This window comes from Herbidospora solisilvae (assembly GCF_009901565.1).
GTDB classification, from domain to species: Bacteria; Actinomycetota; Actinomycetes; order Streptosporangiales; family Streptosporangiaceae; genus Herbidospora; species Herbidospora solisilvae.
Map to the genome: position 1 here is coordinate 163,472 of NZ_WXEW01000009.1, position 19,871 is coordinate 183,342.

General features: G+C 70.7%; 17 protein-coding genes. 4 read left to right on the forward strand and 13 right to left on the reverse strand.

Going from position 1 to position 19,871, the window contains the following annotated elements; translation table 11 throughout:
- Positions 1–32 precede the first annotated feature (32 nt).
- Positions 33–602 carry a TetR/AcrR family transcriptional regulator gene (locus tag GT755_RS29285; protein ID WP_161482810.1) on the forward strand — a complete coding sequence of 190 codons (570 nt, stop codon included), beginning with the start codon at positions 33–35 and terminating at the stop codon, positions 600–602.
- A gap of 35 nt (positions 603–637) precedes the next feature.
- Here the strand turns inward: GT755_RS29285 and GT755_RS29290 are convergent, their stop codons facing one another.
- On the reverse strand, positions 638–3,490 hold the full coding sequence (locus GT755_RS29290) for a CARDB domain-containing protein (RefSeq protein ID WP_161482811.1): 2,853 nt from the start codon (positions 3,488–3,490) through the stop codon (positions 638–640).
- Between the two features lie 79 nt (positions 3,491–3,569).
- The gene (locus tag GT755_RS29295; protein WP_161482812.1) at positions 3,570–4,493 is read right to left on the reverse strand and encodes an AraC family transcriptional regulator; all 924 of its coding nucleotides are present in this window, start codon (positions 4,491–4,493) and stop codon (positions 3,570–3,572) included.
- Between the two features lie 114 nt (positions 4,494–4,607).
- On the opposite strand from GT755_RS29295, the gene GT755_RS29300 reads away from it, so the two are divergent.
- The gene (locus tag GT755_RS29300; RefSeq protein WP_161482813.1) at positions 4,608–5,159 is read left to right on the forward strand and encodes an NADPH-dependent FMN reductase; all 552 of its coding nucleotides are present in this window, start codon (positions 4,608–4,610) and stop codon (positions 5,157–5,159) included.
- Positions 5,160–5,185: 26 nt separating this feature from the next.
- Here the strand turns inward: GT755_RS29300 and GT755_RS29305 are convergent, their stop codons facing one another.
- From GT755_RS29305 to GT755_RS29320, 4 genes are all read right to left on the reverse strand, one after another.
- Entirely contained in the window at positions 5,186–5,524 is a 339-nt protein-coding gene (locus GT755_RS29305) for a YciI family protein (RefSeq protein ID WP_161482814.1), read from the reverse strand.
- Between the two features lie 128 nt (positions 5,525–5,652).
- On the reverse strand, positions 5,653–7,131 hold the full coding sequence (locus GT755_RS29310) for an RICIN domain-containing protein (RefSeq protein WP_161482815.1): 1,479 nt from the start codon (positions 7,129–7,131) through the stop codon (positions 5,653–5,655).
- Positions 7,132–7,536: 405 nt separating this feature from the next.
- Positions 7,537–9,546, reverse strand: a complete 2,010-nt coding sequence (locus GT755_RS29315) for a WD40 repeat domain-containing serine/threonine protein kinase (RefSeq protein WP_161482816.1) — start codon at positions 9,544–9,546, stop codon at positions 7,537–7,539.
- An 86-nt stretch (positions 9,547–9,632) separates the two neighbouring features.
- Positions 9,633–12,905 carry a S8 family peptidase gene (locus tag GT755_RS29320; protein WP_161482817.1) on the reverse strand — a complete coding sequence of 1,091 codons (3,273 nt, stop codon included), beginning with the start codon at positions 12,903–12,905 and terminating at the stop codon, positions 9,633–9,635.
- A gap of 90 nt (positions 12,906–12,995) precedes the next feature.
- Here GT755_RS29320 and GT755_RS29325 point away from each other — a divergent pair, with 90 nt between their 5' ends.
- On the forward strand, positions 12,996–14,018 hold the full coding sequence (locus GT755_RS29325) for a TrmB family transcriptional regulator (protein ID WP_161482818.1): 1,023 nt from the start codon (positions 12,996–12,998) through the stop codon (positions 14,016–14,018).
- On the opposite strand, the gene GT755_RS29330 is transcribed toward GT755_RS29325, so the two are convergent.
- From GT755_RS29330 to GT755_RS29345, 4 genes are all read right to left on the reverse strand, one after another.
- A complete protein-coding gene (locus GT755_RS29330) occupies positions 14,015–14,656 on the reverse strand; it encodes a response regulator (protein WP_161482819.1) in 642 nt (213 codons plus the stop codon). The two genes, GT755_RS29325 and GT755_RS29330, sit on opposite strands and share 4 nt — an antisense overlap.
- The gene (locus GT755_RS29335; protein WP_202610656.1) at positions 14,653–15,741 is read right to left on the reverse strand and encodes a sensor histidine kinase; all 1,089 of its coding nucleotides are present in this window, start codon (positions 15,739–15,741) and stop codon (positions 14,653–14,655) included. Before GT755_RS29335 ends, GT755_RS29330 begins: the two co-directional genes overlap by 4 nt.
- 10 nt (positions 15,742–15,751) lie before the next feature.
- A complete protein-coding gene (locus GT755_RS29340; protein WP_161482820.1) occupies positions 15,752–16,315 on the reverse strand; it encodes a hypothetical protein in 564 nt (187 codons plus the stop codon).
- A 235-nt stretch (positions 16,316–16,550) separates the two neighbouring features.
- On the reverse strand, positions 16,551–17,189 hold the full coding sequence (locus GT755_RS29345; RefSeq protein WP_161482821.1) for a TetR/AcrR family transcriptional regulator: 639 nt from the start codon (positions 17,187–17,189) through the stop codon (positions 16,551–16,553).
- A 61-nt stretch (positions 17,190–17,250) separates the two neighbouring features.
- Here GT755_RS29345 and GT755_RS29350 point away from each other — a divergent pair, with 61 nt between their 5' ends.
- Positions 17,251–17,910, forward strand: coding sequence for a class I SAM-dependent methyltransferase (locus GT755_RS29350; protein ID WP_161482822.1), 660 nt, complete (start codon positions 17,251–17,253; stop codon positions 17,908–17,910).
- Positions 17,911–18,059: 149 nt separating this feature from the next.
- Here GT755_RS29350 and GT755_RS29355 read toward each other — a convergent pair whose 3' ends face one another.
- From GT755_RS29355 to GT755_RS29365, 3 genes are all read right to left on the reverse strand, one after another.
- Positions 18,060–18,419 carry a hypothetical protein gene (locus GT755_RS29355; RefSeq protein ID WP_161482823.1) on the reverse strand — a complete coding sequence of 120 codons (360 nt, stop codon included), beginning with the start codon at positions 18,417–18,419 and terminating at the stop codon, positions 18,060–18,062.
- Between the two features lie 188 nt (positions 18,420–18,607).
- Complete coding sequence (locus GT755_RS29360; protein WP_161482824.1) at positions 18,608–19,006, reverse strand: hypothetical protein; 399 nt, start codon at positions 19,004–19,006, stop codon at positions 18,608–18,610.
- 110 nt (positions 19,007–19,116) lie between these two features.
- The gene (locus GT755_RS29365) at positions 19,117–19,758 is read right to left on the reverse strand and encodes a dihydrofolate reductase family protein (RefSeq protein WP_161482825.1); all 642 of its coding nucleotides are present in this window, start codon (positions 19,756–19,758) and stop codon (positions 19,117–19,119) included.
- Between the last annotated feature and the right edge of the window lie 113 nt (positions 19,759–19,871).

The window sequence follows — 19,871 nt, forward strand, 5'->3', positions numbered from 1 at the left end:
ATGTCAACAAGTGTTGGCCTACACTTGTTGACATGTCGACGATCAAGGGGCGGCGCTCGGACGCCACCAAGGAGGCGATCCTCGCCGCCGCGCGCGAACTGTTCGCCAGCGACGGATACGAACGCGCCACCATCCGGGCCATCGCCGCGAGCGCGGGCATCGACCCCGCCATGGTCATGCGCTACTTCGAGAACAAGGAGAAGCTCTTCGCCGCCGCCGCCGAGTTCGACCTGCGCATCCCCGATCTGGCGGGCACCCCCCTCGACCAGATCGGCGCGCGCATCGCCGGGCACGTGCTCGACCGCTGGGACGGCGACGAGACCCTCATGGCGCTGCTGCGCGCCGCCGTCACCCACCAGGCCGCCGCCGACCGCATGCTGGAGATCTTCGCCACCCAGCTCGGCCCGGCGGTCCTGGCGATCGCGCCCGACGACGCCGCCACCCGCGCCGGTCTGATCGCCACCCAGGTCCTCGGCCTCGCCCTGACGCGGTACGTGCTGCGCCTGCCCCCGGTCACGGCCATGGACCGGGACGCGGTCGTCGCCTGGATCGGCCCCACCCTGCAGAACTACCTGACCGGCCCCCGGCCGGGCGTTGACTGAGGGTGCCTCTTGATCGCGGGGAGGCACCGCGATGGTCAGTACTGTTCCGCCAGGTTCGAGTTGATCTCCGTGAGGATCAGCGTCGAGTCGGCGTAGCGGACGAGGTTCCCCAGGGCCGGCGGCTGGGCCAGCGTGCCCTGGACGTACCGGACGGCGTCGCCCACCGTCTCCAGCCCCAGCCGCTGGAGGGTGACGGTGTGCACGCCGGTGCCCGCGTTGATCCTGCGGGTCGCCAGGTTGAGGACGGTGGCCAGCAGCTCCGCCCGCAGCGTGCGCGGCTGGGTCACCGGCAGGAAGAACGCGGCCGAGGCCTCCGGCTGGGACAACACGCCGTCGGCGGGGGAGTCGTCCCCGCCGTCGAAGCGGGTGTCGGTGGCCTGGACGCGGGCCAGCGCCTCCGGAGTGCGCAGGTCGGGGCTCAGCGCCCACACCGTGGTGAGGAGCGGATGACGGCTGGGCTCGACCTCCGTGATCGTGGTCTGGGCGGTGCGGGTCACCGGGGTGAAGGTGCACCCGTTCGTCCCGCCGTAGGTCACGGTGGCGGAGCCGGTCACCGTGTCGCCCGCCTCCATGAGCAGGCTCGGCCGTGCGGTGAAGACGACGGTTCCGGTCCCGGCGGTGGCGACCGTGCCGAGGTGCCAGGTCAGCGTCGTGGTGCCGTCGGGGTTCCTGGTCACGGCGGCCGGGCCCGGGCCGGCGCCGGTGTCGAGAGCGGTGCTGTAGTAGACGTCCGCGGGCAGGGTGTGCCTCAGCGTGGCCCCCGTGGCGGCGGCGCTGCCGTCGTTGCGGTGGGTCACCGTGTAGGTGATCTTCTCACCGGCGTTCACGGCCGAGGTCGCGGCGGCGGTAACCGCCATGACCGGGATGTGCGCCACCGTGGCGGCCGTGGCCGTGTTGTCGGCCAGCAGCTCCGCGGGCTCCGCGACGCCCTGCGTGTTCCTGCCGGCCACCGTCGCGGTCGCGGTCAGCGTGGCGCCGTCGGTGACCGTGCACGGCACCGTGTACGTGAACGTCTCGGTCCGGGACCCGGTGGTGCCGAGGTCGGCGACCGGACGGGTGACCGGATCGCCCGCCGGAGGGGTGAAGGTCACCGAGCCGGCGGTCGAGGTGCTGCCGCCTTTGTTGCCGATGGTGACGGTCGCGGTCACGGTGTCGCCGCCGGCCGCGTCGGCCTTGTCGACGCTCATCTCCACCGTCAGGTCGGCCGAGACCGCCCTGAGCACCGACTCGCCGGACAGTTCCTCGGGCATGTCGCCGTGGTTGCCGTCCGCCGCGTGCGGACTGTTGGTGAAGCCGTACTGGAGACGGTCCCAGTCGGATTCGCTGATCAGCGTCTCGGTGCTGGACGTGCTGACGCAGTCTGGGTCGATGCCCGGCAGGTGGTTGATGTTGGCCTGCGCGGAGGCCGAGAACGGCGCACCGGTCCCGGTCCAGTCGATCGCCAGGCTTCCGTCGGCCAGCCGGGTGGCGCCGCCCACTCCGTAGATGACCGGACGGGAAACCCCGGACAGGCCCGGTATGGCGGTCTCGTCGAGGTTGTTCTCCACCAGGGTCGCCTTGCCGAAGCGCTGGTAGGTGAGCGGGCGGCTCGGGTCGATGTTCGGCACCTGCCACGCGTAGTTCATGACGCTCTGATAGTTGGGCTTGCAGTTGATCGCGTCCAGGCTGCCGTCGTCACGCCGGCCGCCGTGTTCCAGGCCGAGGGTGTGCCCGAGTTCGTGCATCAGGGTGCCCTCCTCGGCGGCCTTCAGCCCGCCCGCCGCGGCCAGCATGGCGGGTGTCCACATGCCGAGCGAGACCACGAAGTCGTCGCCGCCGCGCTCGTGCGTCTCGGCGCGGCCCGACCCGCTGCCCGCACCGGCCAGGCCGTTGACGAACAGGCCGTACCGGAACCGCTGGCGTTTGAAGGCGATGATGTCCGCGCAGACCGGGCTGGCCCGGTCGACGACGTTGCCGAAATGGCCGGTGCCGGAGGTGCCGCACGGCTTCTCCGGGCTGCCCAGCTTGATGACGTCGAAGTCGTCGGCGGGGGCGCCGGGCGGCACGGTGACGAAGGAGGTGGTGGTGGCGAACGGGATCTCCTCGTCCAGCAGCAGGTGCAGGGCGAGACCGCCTGCCCCGGTGTGCGCGTTGGTGATGGTGGCGGTGTTGAAGGCTCCCTCGACCGCCGCCAGCACCCCGTTCTGCGGCCTCCGGTTCTGCATGTAGTCGATCTCCACGTAGATGTCCTGGCGTTGCGGATCCGCGTTCGGCAGGGTCACGTCGACGAGGTCGTCGTCGTTGAAATCGCGGCCCCGGTACTCCTCGAAGTCGGTGAACCCGTCGCCGTCGGTGTCGGTGGTGGGGGTCGGGGTGATCTCGAAGCAGACCTCCACGGCGGGCTTCGGATCGGGTCCGAAGATGCCGCCGCCCGGCTCGCCGTTGCCGTGCACACAGCCGGTGGAGGACGTCAGATCACCGGTGACCTCTCCGTCGATCATGTTCACCTGGACGTGCGTGTACGCGTCGCCCGCGCGTGGTGTGGTGTCGGCCAGGTCGTTTCCACCGGTCGAGTCGTGGTCCCAGATCCCGATGGCGATGTCCTGGTGAATGACGCCGGCGGGGATGTCCCGGGTGAGCGTCCAGAACGGGGCGTACTGCGACCGGTCGTCAGGCGCCCTTGGGGTGATGTGCGCGGGGAACCCGGCGAAGATGATCTCGCCGTAGAAGTCGGGTGTGCCTTCTCCGACCGCTTCGAGCCCGTGTTCGTTGCAGGCGTCGACGCAGTTGATCAGGAGGATGCGCACGGTGAGCGGCTGGTCTCCGGCCGCTCTCGCTGGTGCGGGAAGGATGGTGAGGCTCGCGATGACCATGAGGACCGCGAGCGCTGCCCGTAATGGACTGGTCATCATGGTTGCCAAGGATCCGGCGGGCGCGGGCGGCTGTACAGGGATTCCGTAATCGGTGAAATACAATCCGTAAACAGTTTTATCCGCTGCCGACCCGCTGCCGGTACCGGCCCGGCGCCACCCCGAACTCGCGCTTGAACGCGTTGCCGAAGGCGAACTCCGACCCGTATCCCACCCGCCCGGCCACCTCCGCCACCGACGCGTCGGACTCGCGCAGTATGCGGGCCGCGCTCACCAGGCGCCACCAGGTCAGGTAGGCCAGCGGCGACTGCCCGACCAGCCCCGTGAACCGGCGTGCGAAACCGGCCCGCGACATGCCCGCCTGCACGCCCAGCGACTCGACCGTCCAGCGGTGGGCGGGGGTGCGGTGAATGGCGTCGAGCGCGCGGCCGATGGAGGGATCGGCGAGAGCGGCGGCCCATCCGGACAGCGTGCAGGGTTCGTCCTGGGTCTCGAAGTAGGCCCGCAGGACGTACAGCTGCAGCATGTCGAGCAGGGACGTCACGACGGTGTCGGTGCCGGGTCGCGGGCTCTCGATCTCGGCGGCCAGCAGCTCGACGGCGGCCCGGAGTTCGGGATGGCTGCCGAGCGTCGCGGGCAGGTGGATCACGTCGGGCAGCGCGTCGAGGATCGGGTGGGTGCGGTCGGCGTCGATCCGGTAGGTGCACGACAGCGTCACCGTCTCGGCGCCGGAGCCGGTGGACGCGGCCGAGGCGAACAACTCCGAGTGCGGTTCGCAGTCCGACTCGACCAGCGCTCTCGCGGGGTCGTCGGCCAGGCCGAACGGGCCGCTGTGCGGCAGGAACACCACGTCGCCCACGCTCAGCGGAACGGGCCCGCCCTCCGAGGGGAGGAGCCAGCAGGACCCGCGCAGCAGCACGTGGAAACCCGCCGACCCGGGCGCCACCCGGAACGACACACCCCAGGGCGCCTTCCAGGAGACGCGGACGGAGGCGGGCCGCCCGCACCGCATGAAGGCCACCACGTCACTGAGCAAGTCCATGAGTGAAGTCTAGGGCCTGAGACGATCGCGTATGAATATTGGACAGCAGCGCATTCACCATCTCATCCGGCCTCCCTACGGTGGTTCCCGTAACCGATTGAGGAGGCATTCCGCATGCTGAAGGTGGGCATCATCCTGGGCAGCACCCGTCCCGGCCGCAACGGCGAGGCGGTGGCGCAGTGGGTCCGCGACCTGGCGGTCAAACGAGGCGACGCCGAGTACGAACTCGTCGACCTGAAGGACTACGACCTGGGCAACCTCGACGAACCCGAACACCCCGCCACGGGCCGCTACGTGCACGAGCACACCAAGCGCTGGTCGGCCACGATCTCGCCCCTGGACGCGTTCGTGATCGTGACCCCCGAGTACAACAACTCCTATCCCGGCGCGCTCAAGAACGCTCTCGATTTCCTGTACGCGGAATGGAGCAACAAGGCGGCCGGGTTCGTCGGCTACGGCGTGGACGGCGCGCCCCGCGCGATCGCGCACCTGCGCCACGTTCTGGGCCTGCTCAGCGTGGCCACCGTGTCGAACCAGGTGGGGCTGTCGATCCACACCGACTTCGCCGACGGCTTCACGCCGTCCGCCGCCCACGAGGACCGGCTGAACGTCGTGCTCGACCAGGTCCTGGCCTGGGGCTCGGCCCTGCGGGCACTCAGGAGCTGAGCCGCCGGGCCAGGATGCCGTCCGGGCTATGCGAGCCGGTCGCCGGGAAAGCTGCGGACCGGATGCAGGGCGAAGGTGAAGACGCCCGCTTTCACGCCCGGGTCCTCGGACATGATCCGGTGGGCGGTCTCGAGGTCGGTGTCCAGGATGCCGACGCCGCAGGTCGTGGTGTCGTCGGTGACCGGGCAGACGATGTTGAGGACACCCTCGGCCCGCAGGGCGAAGTTGCGGCGGCCGTGTTCCCACACCAGCGCGGGCGCCTCGGCGCTGCCGTATTCAGGGCCCGCGGAGAGGATGACCAGGGTGTAGGCCTTGGTGCCGGCCAGGGCCCGCCGCATGTCGTCGTCGGTGACGGGGTCGGTCATGTCGTGCTCCTGAGGTGCGGCGATGTCGTCATCGCTTGAGTCTCCACCTCGTAGGAGGTTCACACTTCCGCGGACCCGGGTGAGAAAGTCTGGGCGCCCCAGGGGGACGCCCAGACCGGTCCGGGTCGTCAGACGCCCGCGCGCGACCACTGCTGGTTGGCGCCGGTGTTGCACGCATACTGCTTGAGGATCACGCCGTCGGCCGTCGAGGCGGCCGGCACGTCCACGCACTTGCCGCTGTGCCGGGCCCGGAGCTGGAAGTAGCTGCCGTTGGCGACCATCTGGAACTGCTGGTTGTTGCCGGTGCCGCAGGTGTACTGGATGAGCTCGGCGCCGTCGGCGGTCGAGGCGCCCACCACGTCGAGGCACTTGCCGCTGTGGCGGCTGACGAGACGCCAGTAGCCGCTGCCGGCGTCCTGGAACTGCCACTGCTGCCAGGCGTTGCCGCCGTAGGTGTACTGGCCGACACGCGCTCCGTTGGCGGTGTTCGGTTGCTGGACGTCCATGGCCTTGCCGCTGTGCCGCGCCTCGACCCGGTACGCCGACGGAGGGGGCGAGTCGTTGACGGCGTCGCCCCAGGCGTACCGGACCCGGTTGGCGCCGTAGCCGTTGCGGGTGGTCAGGTTGAGGGTGGTGCCGCTGCCGCCGAGAGCGAACATCGAGTAGTGGTCGTAGCCGAGACCCGCGGTCACCTTGCCGCCGAGGGCGGGCCAGTAGGTGCCGCCCATCTGGTTGTCCCGCATGACCTGCGCCATGGCGCGGAGATAGCGCACGAAGTTGTCGGTGCTGTTCGGGTCGCCGTAGTTGAGGCCGGTGGCCATCGGCGCGCCGAACTCGGTCGCGACCGCGCGGGAGGCGCAGTTGCCCAGACGCGTCTGGATGTGGCTCCGGAATTCGTCGTAGGTCATCGCGCTGTAGAAGAAGGTGTAGTAGTGGAAGGACAGCAGAGTCGCGTTGAAGCGGCTGTCGTTGCAGATGTCCCGTAGGTCCTGGCTGAAGCCGGTGCCGCCGATCAGCACCCGGCCGGGCACCGCCGAGGTGTGATAGCTGAGCCAGTTGGCCGCGATGTTGCGCCACTCGGCCGAACTGTAGCCGTGCGGCTCGTTCATCGGCTCGAAGTAGACGTTGCTGTTGCCCCCGTACGTGTTGGTCACGCTGGACCACATCGTGTTCCACGCGGCGAGGTTGGTGATCCGGCCGCCGGAGGCGGCGCCGTCCTCCCAGTAGGCCAGGATGACCTTGAAGCCGCGCTCGGTGGCGGCGTCGATGGCGCCGCGGTAGGAGTTCCACCAGGTCGTGTTGGCCACGGTGTGCGTGTTGATGGGCAGCCGGACGGTGTTGACCCCCATCAGGTATTCCATGCTGTCGTAGATCGAGTTGGCCTTGGCGCGAACCGTCGCGTTGCTGTCGGACTGACTCAGGCCCTGCACGACGAGCGGGCCGGTGCTGAAGTTGTCACCCAGCACGGCCCAGTTCATGCCCCGGAACTGACTGGTGGCGGCATGGGCCGACGGGGTGGAGACGACGAGGCTCGCCGCCGCGGTGAGCGCCGTCACCACGGCGGCGACCAGTAACCGGCGGAGCGGCCGGGTCGTTCTCAGTGCCATGAAACTTCCAATCACTAGACCTGCATCACTGGGGGAGTCCTCGGTCGGCGTGACGACCGGGTGGTTCGGTTCACGACGGCTGGAGTTCACCGGCTACATGACGGTGTATGGCGACCCTTGACCTGCGGAGAAGCGACGTCACGACTACGCAGGGCGGACCCGCCGGGCTGTTAGCGTTAACACGTGTGCGTATCCCTCGTTGCTGAGGGTTTGGCAATGGGGCGAGTGATTCCCGACCAGCAAGGGGCGATCGGGTTGCATTCATGTGTCTGACGTATTTCCGAAGAGTGTTAACGCTCGCATGCGAGGGTGTCAACATCTCGCTACACGCCAGTCATCTGCGTGCAGTCAACGATGGTCTTACTTTGTAAAGGGGGTCGCTCGTGACAAACCCGCGGAAACGGTTCAGGGGCCGAGGCTCCAGGCGCGGAGTGTGCGGTCCTCGGCCGATCCCACGACGACGGATCGGCCGGTGAGCTCGGCCAGGGCCACGGTGGCGGTGGGGCCTGGGCCGAGTTCGCCGATGATCTCGCCGTTGTCGAGGTTCCAGATCCGTACGGTGATCTCGTCGCCGACCGGGTGGTGGGCGACCACCGCGATGGGCACGTCGCCGCGTCGACCGGCGGCCAGGGCGGCGACGCCGCGGTCGTCGGGGCTGCGGTCGCTGAACGACCACTTCTTCCGCCTTTTGCCGGTGGCCAGGTCGTGGACGCGCAGGGTGGCGTCCAGGTGGGTGGAGACCAGGATGGGCCGGCCGCCGGACTCGCCGCAGGCGAGCCGTTCGATGCCGCCGACGTCCCCGGTGCGGAAGGAATGGGTGAGTTCTCCGGTCGCGAGGCTCCAGACCCGGATGCGTTCGTCGCCGTCACCGGTGACGAGCACGTCGTCTTGGCCGAGCCTGCCGAACGCCAGGCCGCTGATGCCCTGGAAGTGGTCGATGATCGGGGCGCCGATCTGCTCGCCGGTGGCGATGTCGGTGAGGCGGACGACACTGTGCAGGTCGCGCAGGCTGTCGTACTTCTGGGAGACGGCCACCGCCCGCTGACCGGCTGAGACGGCGATGACGGGGTCGCGCGCAAGGTGTGAGGCGAGCTCCGTGCCCGTCAGGCTCCACAACCGCATCCTGCCGTCGGTGTGCCCGGTGGCCACGACCGGTGTGCCGCCGCTGGTGCCGATCGCCGCCGAGGTGACCGCGCCGCCGCGGTCGCCGAGCCGGGTGAGCGTGGTGGTGCCGGTGTCCCATACGAGCGTGACGCCCTCGGACGTGCCGCAGACCACCGTGGCCCCGGCGGCGGTGATGGACGTCGGATCACCGTCTCCTTCGGCCAGGGGAACGGGCTCCTTGACCGCCGCGCCGAAGGGCTCGGCCGAGGCGACCTCAGGAGTGGCCGATGGCGTAGTGGAGCGTTGGACCTGTTCGCCGACGTTCGGTGGGGGGTTTCCGTCTCTGTTCCGGAGGATCGCGAGAGCGGAGATCACCCCCGCGCCCACTGCGGCGGCGCCGCCGATCAGCACCCGGCGGCTCATCTTCCCGTCCGGACGGGGCTGCGTCTCCGCGTCGGTGAACGGCACCCGCGCAGGCTCGGTGCTCACCGGAGACGGGACCGGCCCTGCCGGCCTGATCAGCCGGACCAGCAGATCGGCCGCCGACGGCCGGAGCGCGGGGTCCTTGGCGAAGCACGGCCCGAGGGAATCGACCAGGTGCGCGGGCACTCCGGACAGGTCGGGCTCCGCGCCGAGGACGGCGTTCACGATGGCGGGCACGGTCCGCCCCGCGAACGGCTGGCGGCCGGTCGCGGCGAACACCATCGTGCCCGCCCAGCTGAAGACGTCGGACGCGGGGGTCACGCGCTCGCCCCTGAACTGCTCGGGTGACATGTAGGCGGGGGTGCCGATAGGGCCTGACGCCAGTGTGGTGGAGTCGAGCGCCTTCGCGATGCCGAAGTCGATCACGATGGGTCCTTCGGGCCCGACCAGCACGTTGCCCGGCTTGAAGTCGCGGTGCACGATCCCGGCTTCGTGGATGGCGGCCAGCGCGGTCAGGGTGGAGATCGCGAGCCGGTCCAGCGCGCCTCCGGTCCGGGGACCGGCGGCGCGGACGAGCGCCTGCAGGGTGTCCCCGGCGATGTACTCGCTCACGATGTACGGCTGCTGGTCCAGGAGCCCGACGTCGAGCACGGCGGCCGTGCAGAACGCGGCGACCCGTCGCGCCGCCTCCACCTCGCGGAGGAAGCCCCTGGTGGCGTGTTTGTCGTGGCTGAGGTGGGGGTGCAGCAGCTTGACGGCGACCTGGTGCCCGGCCTCGTCGACCCCCTGGTAGACCACTCCCTGGCCCCCGGAGCCGAGCACGCCGACCAGCCGGTAGGCGCCGATGCGCTGGGGGTCTCCGGGGCGGAGCGGGTGAACGTCCGGCATCCCGCTCCTTTCTCGGACCACTCGGGCGGTCTCCACCCTATGAGAGGAACCCCGCGCCCCTGGGCGGGGCGGCGGGGTTCCCGGGTTCAGCGGATCTCGTAGGCCCTGGTGACGGTCTCGGCGAAGGTGTTGCCGCCGGCGTCGGCGACCTTCACTCTCAGGGAGGCGAAGCGCCCGCGTGTGGTGGCCGGGTGGTCGGTCTCGGCGGCCCAGGCGTTCCTGCCCGCGGCGTGCACCTTCGTCGGCTGCCAGGTGCGGCCGTCGTCATAGGACATCTCGACGGTCGGCGTGTGCACCTTGAGGCCGGGGGAGGCGTCCTGGCGCTGGAGCGTCAGCGGGATGCGCATCCGGCCGACGGGGGCGCGGTTGCGGTCGTCCAACTGCGGGGTGATCTTGACGGCCAGCAGCGGCAGCACCTGGCGGGTGCCCGGCGCGGGGGTCGTGGAGCGGAACGTCCACTCGGCGTCGACTCGGGTGGAGAACCGGGTCATGGCCGCGGCGCGGTCGGCCGTCATGGTGATGCGGTAGTGGCTCTCCTTGGCGTCCGTGGGCACCTCGACGGTGCCGGGCAGGTAGGAGTCGGCGGTGAAGATCTCCTTGCCGTCGCGGTACAGGGTTGCGCGGGGGTTCTGGTAGTCGCCGTAGGAGTAGCGTCCGGGGACGGCGTCCTCGAACTGGCCGGTGGCGAACTGGATGAGGTCGTCCTCACGCCAGGAGTCGTTCCCGGGGTTCAGCGAGGCGGCGAAGACGCCGGTGTTCCAGCGGTCGGAGCTCTTCTGACCGGCCCGGAAGGTCGTCGTCTGGCCGAAGAAGAACTGGTCGATGTTGTCCCAGGCGTCCAGTGACTTGTACTGGATGAACGAGGGGTACCAGCCGGTCTCGCCGGGCGTGTAGTACTCGGTGCGGCGGAACGGCAGCGGGAACGTGGACAACGAGCCGTAGGGCATCCACGCCAGTTCCTCGCCGTACAGGACCGGAAGGGCGAAGCGTTCGCCGTGCTTGCCGTCCTGCTGGGTGGCGTAGGTCGAGGTGACCTCGGCGAGGTCCTGGCGGCGCGGGCGGTACCCGGGGTCGGCGGGGATGCCGGGCTCGGCCTTCATCAGGTGGTACCAGTACGGGCTGGCGTCGTAGCCGTCGCCGTTCGGCTTGGCCCACTGGGTCCACCGGTAGTAGGCGAACTTCTTGCTCGCCGTGCGGTCCGACGGGATGGCCTTGACGCCCTCGACGCGGTCGGCGTCGCGGGCGAGGTCGACGTCCACGCCGAAGGGCTGTTTGCCCTCGACGAGCTGGAGCATGCCGAGCATGCCCATGGCCAGGCGGGCCGTCGGCTCCTGGGTCCGGACGTCCACCGGCCGGGCCGCGCGGGCGTCGGCGGCGATGACGCGGTCGGCGTCGAGGGTGAACTCGGGGTCGGCGGCCATCACGAGTGTGCCGTCGTGGTCGAGCATGAGCGTGACGACCGTGTAGCGGTGGCCCTTCTGCAGTTTGAGGTCCAGGGTGCCGCCGGACACGTCGTAGTTGGTCTGCTCCCGGGCGTCGATGTCGATCACGCCGGCGAACGCGGCGGCGGCGGGCTTGCGGTCCGAGCCGGTGAAGGACAGCTTGACCCGCCGCTTCTCCGGTTCGACCCGCATGCCGATGCCGGTACGCACCGACACCCCGTCGCCGCTGGCGATGACGGTGCCGCTGTAGCGGCCGATCGCGGACGCCTCGGAGGTCACCTCGACCTGCGCGGTGCCGTGCGCGGGCACCTCCACCGCGGTGGCGCCGAGCGTGAACGGGGTCACCGTGGCGCCCTGGCCGTCCTTGGCGACGACGCTCAGGTTCAGCCGTACGGCGGCGTCGCCGTCGTTGCGGTAGGTGAGGGTGCGCTTGGCGGGTGAGGCGGGCAGTTCGAAGTCGCCCATGGTCAGCGCGGTGGGGTCGGAGGTGACCTGCTGGGTCACGGCGCGGGCGACGTCCACCCGGCCCGAGCCCTGGACGTAGGCGCCCAGTTCCTCGCCGGGCGCGGTGGAGGCCATGAGGGCGGCCTTGATGCGGTCGGCCTTCCAGTCGGGGTGCAGTCCGGCCAGGATGGCCGCCGCGCCCGTGACGTGCGGGGTGGCCATGGAGGTGCCGTTCATCGCGGTGTAGGAGTCGCTTCCGGCCAGGGCCGCCACGATGCCCACGCCGGGGGCGATGAGGTCGGGCTTGACCGCGCCGTCGTCGACACGGGGGCCGGTGCTGCTGAAGTCGGCGACGACGTCGGCGTCGCGGTGGGAGGCGCCGACCGACAACGCGCGGTCGGCGCTGCTGGGCGAGCCGAGCGACTGCGGGCCGGAGTTGCCGGAGGCGACGACGAACAGCGTGCCGTACGTGTCCGTCAGGTTGTCGACGGCCTGCTCCAGCGGGTCGTCGCCGGGCGCGTCGGGGCTGCCGAGGCTGAGGTTGGCGACGCGGGCGCCGTTCTCGGCCGCCCAGGTCATGGCCTCGATGATGCCGGAGTCGGGGCAGTCGCCGCTCTGCTCGCAGACCTTGCCGATCATGAGCTTCGCGCCGGGGGCGACGCCCTTGTGGGTGCCGCCCGCGGCGGCGCCGGAGCCCGCGATGGTGGAGGCGACGTGGGTGCCGTGCCCGTTCAGGTCGCGGACGTCGGGCTCGGAGGTGAAGTTGGCGGTTTTCACGACCAGGCCCTTGAGGTCGGGGTGGTCGGGGTCGTAGCCGCTGTCGAGCACGGCCACGCTGACGTCCTTGCCGGTGTGCCCGGCCGCCCACGCCTGGGGCGCGCCGATGTGCGGGACGCTGACGTCCAGCGACAGTTTGGCCTTGCCGTCCAGCCAGATCTTCTCGGGCGCGGCGGCGGTTCTGGCCTGGGCGGTCAGCGACTTCCACAGGGTGCCCGCGGCGGCGCGGGACTCGTGCTGGGCCATCGCGTTGATCGCGGTCAGCGGGCGTCCGCCGGCGACGCGCAGGCGGGAGACGTCACCGCCGTAGGTGACGATCAGGGGGAGGGCGGGGCTGGCGTCGTCGTCGTAGCCGAACGCGGTGAGCTGGGTGACGTTGAACAGCCGGGGGTCGAGCCGGCCTTCGGCCAGCAGGGGCATCGCGTCGACCGGGACGACGCTGAGGCCGTCCTGGCCGCGCCGGTGCACGAAGGTGATCTTCTCCCGGCCGGGGCCGGGCGTGACGTCCAGCTGGGTCTGCTTGTCGGGGAGCGGGCGGAGGGTGACCGTGTCCCCGGTGATGAGGGTGATCGTCTTCGGGGGGACCCGTCCGGGTTCGGGGGAGGCCGGGCCTGCGGCGGGGGTCGCCTGGACAGGGGCGGCGGCCGCTACCAGCGCTGATATCAGAACGCCGGTGAGGATGGTTCGCTGTAGCACGACGAGATTTCTAACTGTCTGTTAACTCTGATGCCAATGGTGCTCGTGTGACCGATTGCGGCAGCCGCCGGAAATGGCCATGATCTCCCTATGCTTGAAGTGCTGGGCATCAGCGCGTTCGACGAACGGATCTACCGGGCGGTGCTGGCCTCTCCCGGCATCACGGCGCAGGAGCTCGTCGCCAGGAGCGGCGAGAGCTCGGGCCGCATCCAGTCCTCGCTGACGAGACTCCAGGCCAAGGGCCTGATCAACCGGTTGTGGGGCCGCTCGCCCCGGTGGACGGCGACCAGCCCGGGGGCCGCGATCCGTACTCTCGTCCGGGGTCTGCAGGGTGAACTGGACCGGATCACCGACACGGCCGACGAACTGGAGACCGCCTTCCGCGCCGTCGGCCAGGATCCGGACGACATCGGCCAGTTCGAGGTGCTGGCCGGGCCCGAGGTGCTCGCCCGGTGGTACCGCCAGGTGCAGCAGGAGGCCAAGGACGAGGTGCTCACCTTCGACCGCCCGCCGTACGTGCTGGACTACCGCAACCCCGTCCAGAGCGACCGCCTGCGCGACGGCGTCCGCTACCGGACCATCTACGCGCCGGAGGCCTTCCAGCACGAGGGCGCGCTCGACCAGCTGGACACCATGCTCCAGGTGGGCGAGGAGGCGCGGGTGCTGCCCGGCCTGCCGTTCAAGATGCTGCTCGCCGACCAGCGGGTGGCGATCATGCCGCTGCACCTCCACCTGCACCAGCCGGTGAGCCGCAGCGTGCTGATCAGGGGATCCACCATGGTGGTGGCCCTGGTCGAGCTGTTCGAGCGCATGTGGCGCGAGGCGGTGCCGATGTACCCGCAGGCCGCCCCGCCCGCGACCCCGCCCGTATCTGGGCCCGAGCCGGTCGGCGACCTCGCGCCGGAGGAGGACGGGGAGCGCATGGACCTCGAACTGGAGGACCGCCGGCTGCTGGCGCTGCTGGCGGCCGGGCTCAAGGACGACGCCATCGCCCGCCAGTTCGGCACCAGCCCGCGCAGCCTGCGCCGCCGGCTGCGCCACCTCTTCGACGAGCTCAACGCCGAGACCCGGTTCCAGGCGGGCGTCCAGGCCCGCCGGCGGGGCCTGGTCTAGGGAAGCAGGCCGTGGTCGCGGGCGTAGACCGCCGCCTGCGTGCGGTCGCGCAGGCCGAGCCGCTGGAGGATGCGCGAGATGTGGTTCTTCACCGTGCCCTCGCTGAGGTAGAGCCGGTCGGCGATCTCCCGGTTCGACGCCCCGGCGGCCACCAGCCGCAGCACGTCGAGCTCCCGCGCCGTCAGCGGCACTTGCGCCCGCGGGGCACGGGCGTCGCCGGTCGCCACCAGGCGGGCGGCGACCCCCGGGTCGAGCTGGGCGACCCCGGCGTGCGCGAGCCGCACGGCCGCCGCCAGTTCCCGTGCCGGGAGGTCTTTCAGCAGGTAGCCGGTGGCCCCCGCGCGCAGGGCCTCGAGGACGTACTCCTCGTCGTCGAACGTCGTCAGCATGACCACCCGGACCTCCGGCGCGCGGTCGCGGAGCGCGGCGACCGCGCGCACGCCGTCCATGCGCGGCATCCGGACGTCCATCAGCACGACGTCGGGCCGCATGGCGACCGCCTGCTCGACCGCCTCGTGGCCGTCGGCCGCCGTGCCGACCACGGTGACGCCGGGCTGCACGCCGAGCAGCGAGGCGATGGCCTCCCTGATCAGCCCCTGGTCGTCGACGACCAGCACCCGCACCGGCTCGTCGCTCACGGCGCGCTCCTCCGGGGGATGGTGACGGTCAGCCGGGTGCCCCCGCCGGGCGGGCCGCCGATGTCGACCCGGCCGCCGGCGAGCTCGACCCGTTCCCGCATGCCGAGCAGCCCGTACCCCTCGCTCCCGGGCACGAAGCCGCGCCCGTCGTCGCTGACCACCAGCTCCGCGCCGCGCGAATCCAGCGACGCTGCGATCGACACGCGCGTGGCGCGGGCGTGCCGCCGGGCGTTCGTGATGCCCTCCTGCGCCGCCCGGTAGAGGGCCCGCAACGCCGCCGGATCATGGCCCTCCTCCTCGCCGGAGAACTCCAGGACCACATCCGTCTGCCCGTCGACCAGGGCGGACAGGGCCTCTTCGAGGCTGAAGGACTCGCGCAGGGTGCGCACCGAGCGCCGCACGTCCTCCAGCGCCCGCCGCGCCGAGCCGTGCGCGTCGGCGACCGCCCGGTCGGCCGCCTCGGCGTCGAGGTCACGGAACGCGGCGGCCTTCTCCAGCAGCACCACGATCGCGGTCAGGTGGTGCCCGAGATCGTCGTGGATGTCCCTGGCCACCCGGTTGCGCTCGGCCGTGGCCGACAGTTCGGCGACCGCCGCCGCCGAAGCGGCCAGCTCCATCCGCGCCCGGCGCTCCTCGGCCGCCACCGCCGCCATGGTCACCGCGAGGACCAGCCCGACGCAGAACATCAGCAGGTCGGAGACCTGCCCGGCGTCGGCGGGCCAGTGCGGGTCGCCGACCAGCCCGGCCGCCGCCATGACGGCGACGCACCCCACGGCGAGCGTCACGGCGACCGTCCGCCCGAACGTGAAGTAGGCCGTGAACGGCACCAGCACGAACAACACCCGCGACAACCCGGCCCCGTCGGCGGACGCGACCAGCGTGCACAACCCCACCCGCAGGGCCAGCAGCACCACGGGGCCGATCCGGTGCTCCCACCGGTCGAGGACGGCCAGCGCCGCCAGCCCCGCCACGAACGGCACCGGCCGGGTGTCGCCCACCCCGGCCAGCCAGGCGTACAGACCCGCGAGGACGACCGCGCCGTAGAGCACCGGCGACACCCACGGCACCGGACGGGACAGGGCCATGCCCGAAAGACTACGGTCGCTCCGCATACCGCCGCACCGATAGGGACAACCAGATGAGCGTCACGGCGACCAGGACGTGCAGCAGGCTCGTCAGCACGCCGTCCGGCAACGACGCGCCGACCGCAAGCGCCGTCAGCGTGACGCCGTACCCGGCGGCGGGCACCCGGGGGAAGACGCCCGCGCGTAACATCGCCGCCGAGAACAGGACAGTGCCGACCACGAACACCGCCGTCCCGCCGAGGAGGACGACCTTCGTGGGCCCCTGGAGCAGCTCCCGCGTCACCGCGCCGTCGAGGAAGAAGACGACCAGGTTGAGCGCGAAGGCGATGCCGGAGAAGAGGGTGAGCCCGATCATGTTGACGGCGTAGGCGACCGCGCCGAACCGGCCGGCGACCTCGCTCTGCCGCAGGTGGAAGGCGGTGAGCGCGGGCGGCCCGAAGGCGACCCCGAGACCGATGACGAGGCTGGTGACCGTCGTCTCGCCGGTGAACGCCTCGACGGCGCCGGGGACGCCGACGGACAGGGCCATGACGACGCCGCAGACGGCGCCGAACCGGAGCAGGGGAGAGGGCATGGGAAGGACTCCTTGACCGAGGGGATTCCGACGGTAGGAGGGGCGGCTGCTACGGATAAGTGCCGCGGGTCATGGTGAGGTCACGGTTTCGGCGGCCGTGGTCATGTGCCGTCATGCGTTGCGGCAGCCTGCCGCGCGATGTTCGGCCTGCTGGCGGTCCCGGCCGAACCGCAACGCGAGCCGATCGTGGCCGACACGCTGGACGGGTTGGAGGACCGTCATGACGTCCGTCCGCTCAGCCGGGGTCGGCGCAGAGTTGAGAGGTCAAGGCGGTGCGGGCCCACTCTTCCCACGTGTCCGGTGACCAGCCGCGGTCGCGGACGAAGATCAGGTAGAGCTGTGGGCTGAGCAGGCCGAACAGCAGGTCCGCCGCCATCTCGACGGAGAGGCCGGGACGGGTGTCGGGCTTGCGGGCCAGGGCTTCGGCCGCTGCGTGGTGCACGGTGTAACGCGGGTCGGGGCCGTCCGGCCACTGCGCGGCGATCTCGGGGTCGGTGGCCGCGGCGGCCGCGATCAGCGGCATGATCGGGGCGACCCGGCCCAGGATCTCGCGGGTGCCGTGGACGTGCGCGCGCAGTTGCCCGGCTGCGGTGGGCTCGGCGCACGCGGCGCGAAACCACTCACGATCCATGGTGGCGACCGGCTCGGTGTCGCCGGCGATGGACGTGTCGACGACGTCCTTGAACAGCGTGCGCTTGTTGCGGAAGACGAAGTAGACCGTCTGGACGGCCACGCCCGCCCGGTCCGCGACCTCCTGCAGGCTCGTCGCCCCGTAACCGTGCGCGATGAACAGCTCGCGGGCCGCCTCGACCACCTTTTCCCGCGTGCGGCGTGAGCGCTCGGCTCGCTTGTCCGGCCGCTTGACATCGTCCATGTTGCGAGTCTATCTCTAGAGTACGTCACTAGAGTTTGACTCTAGATTCTTGGAGGAGACGATGGACCAGCCTCAGAAGCCGGAACCCGACCTGGCCTCAGCGCGGCGAGACCCGGAGGAGGAGGCCGTCCGCCGCGCGCTGGAGGGCTACTACCGCGCCGGCAAGGCGCCGTGGGACACCGGCGTGACGCCGCCCGAGCTGATCGCCCTGGTAGAGGGGCACGCTGCGCTGCCGCCGGGCCGCGCCCTCGAACTCGGCTGCGGCACGGGGACCAACGCCGTCTACCTCGCACAACACGGCTGGGAAGTGGCGGCCGTCGACCTGATCGACCGTGCCCTCGACCAGGCCAGGCAGAAGGCTGCCAAGGCGGGAGTCGCAGTCCGGCTGTTGCACGGAGACGCCACCCGCCTCGACGAACTGGACGTGCCGGGCCCCTTCGACCTCTTCTTCGACCTGAGCTGTTACTGCGGGATCCCCCTGCACCGCCGCGACGCCTACGCCGCCGGGCTCACCCACCGCGCCGCTCCCGGAGCACGGTTGCTGATGTTCGGGTACGGCCCCGAGCCGCTCGGCAGCTCGACCACCGAGATCACGTCGTGGGCGGCGGGCGTCACGGCCGACGAGCTCCGCGCCAGGTTCCCCGGCTGGGAACTGATCGACGTCACACCGGGCACCAACTCGGTCCCGACCTTCTGGTTCACGCTGCGCCGCGACGCCTAACCGTCTGGGACCGCCGGCACCGGCTGGAGGACGGCACCAGGACAGCTGGTGAGCCTGTTCGCGTGGACGAGGGCAGCCGATTCACATTCGAATATGCGGCGAATTCCGCGGCTGCTACACACGGCCGCGGAAACGCCAGGCGAATTCGATCAGGTCCACCCGGTCCCGGAGATTTCCGTGTGGTCGTTCCATACATATCCGGTGACACCGGCGCAGCAGTCCGAATGCCACCACAGATTTCCGGCGCTGTTCACGCAGCGCTTGTTCACGCGGAAAAGCTGACGGTATTTCCAGGTGGCCTTCACGCTGGATTTCGAGGAGTAGCTGCTGTGGACCTTGGTGCTGGCGACCCTGACTCGCCGGATGTGCGGCGTCCAGTTCGTGCATCCCGCCATGACCTGGGTGCCCTGCACCTTTGCAGCCGCCGCGCTGGGCGTGACGACCGCGACGGGCGTCCCGACCACGGTGATCGCCGCGGCCGCGATGGACAGGACCCGGGTGCCCTTCATTCGCATTTCGAGCTCCGTTCATGAGGTCTGATGACAGCGATCCTCCTTTCGGTGATGATCACCCGTCAAGATCGCGTGTGGAGCTTGGCACGGATAGGCCACTCCCGCGGCGCCGTTCTCAATCGGCGTTATGCGCGAGATCGGCATCGATATCGTTTCGAAATTCCCTCTTCTTCGAACGGCGGTGTCTACGACATTCGCAGCCCGGCGACCTGGATCGCGGCGAAGCCCGCGACCACCACGGCCTGGGCGACGGCCCAGACGGCCCCGATCGTGGTGAAGGAGAGGGCCCCGGCGACCACGGCGGCGACGCTGCCCAGGGACCAGACGAGGTTCAGGGCGATGACGGCTTTGGCGGCGGCCGGGCTGATCGGGCGGCGGGTGGACAGCAGGCCGACGGCGAGGCCGTACACGAGCAGGAAGGCGCCGATGCCCCGGAGCAGGCCGGCCTCCGGGCCGAGCAGGTCGCTCACCGGGGCGGCGAAGACGAGGTAGACCAGGCCGTTGCCCCCGGTGACCACGGCGTCGGCCATGAGCGCCCAGCGGAGTAGCTTGGTGTGGTCGGTGGTTGCGGTCGCGGCGCTCATCGCGGGCTCCTTCGGCGTGGGGGTCGGTGCTGACACCTCGAAAGATGTCAGCCGTCGCGCGGAGCCGCGATTACGCCGCAGGTAATGCGGCAGGCGATCAGCGGAGCGGCTCAACCCCGGGTGAAGGTCAGGTGCGTGACACCTGAGGGCGTCGAAACCACCTCGATCGTGTACGTCTTCTCCAGCGCCTCCAGCCCGTCCCAGAGCCGGACCCCACGGCCGAGCACGATCGGCGCCTGCACCAGGTGCAGGTGATCGACCAGCCCTTCGGCGAGGAAGTCGCGCACCACCGTGGGCCCGCCGCCGACCCGCACGTCCAGGCCGCCGGCCGCCTCACGGGCCCGCGCGAGCGCCTCGGCGGGGGAGGCGTCCAGGAAGTGGTAGGTGGTGCCGCCGCCCATCTCGATCGACGGCCTCGGCCGGTGGGTGAGGACGAGGACGGGCGTCCGGAACGGCGGGGTGTCGCCCCACCAGCCCCGCCAGGAGGGGTCGTCCTGCCAGCCGGGCGGCCCGAACTTGCCCGCGCCCATGATCTCGGCGCCGATGCCCTGACCGTGCCGCACCGCGAACACGTGATCGGCTCCCGCGGCGCCGCCGGCGTCACCGTGCATCTCGTGCCAGAACCGGGTGGCGAACATCCACTCGTGCAGCCGCTCCCCGGCGTGCCCGAACGGCGCGTCAGGGGTCGGGCCGTCGCCGGTGGCGAAACCGTCCAGCGAGATCGAGAGGTTGTGGACACGTACCGCGGACATGAGCGGGCTCCTTTGGTCGGGCTTCACCCATGAGTCGGAGCCGGCGGCCCGTTTTCTACATGTCTCCCGCAGACGGCCGCCCGGCCTGCCAGCTGTGCCCGATTTGTCATTCT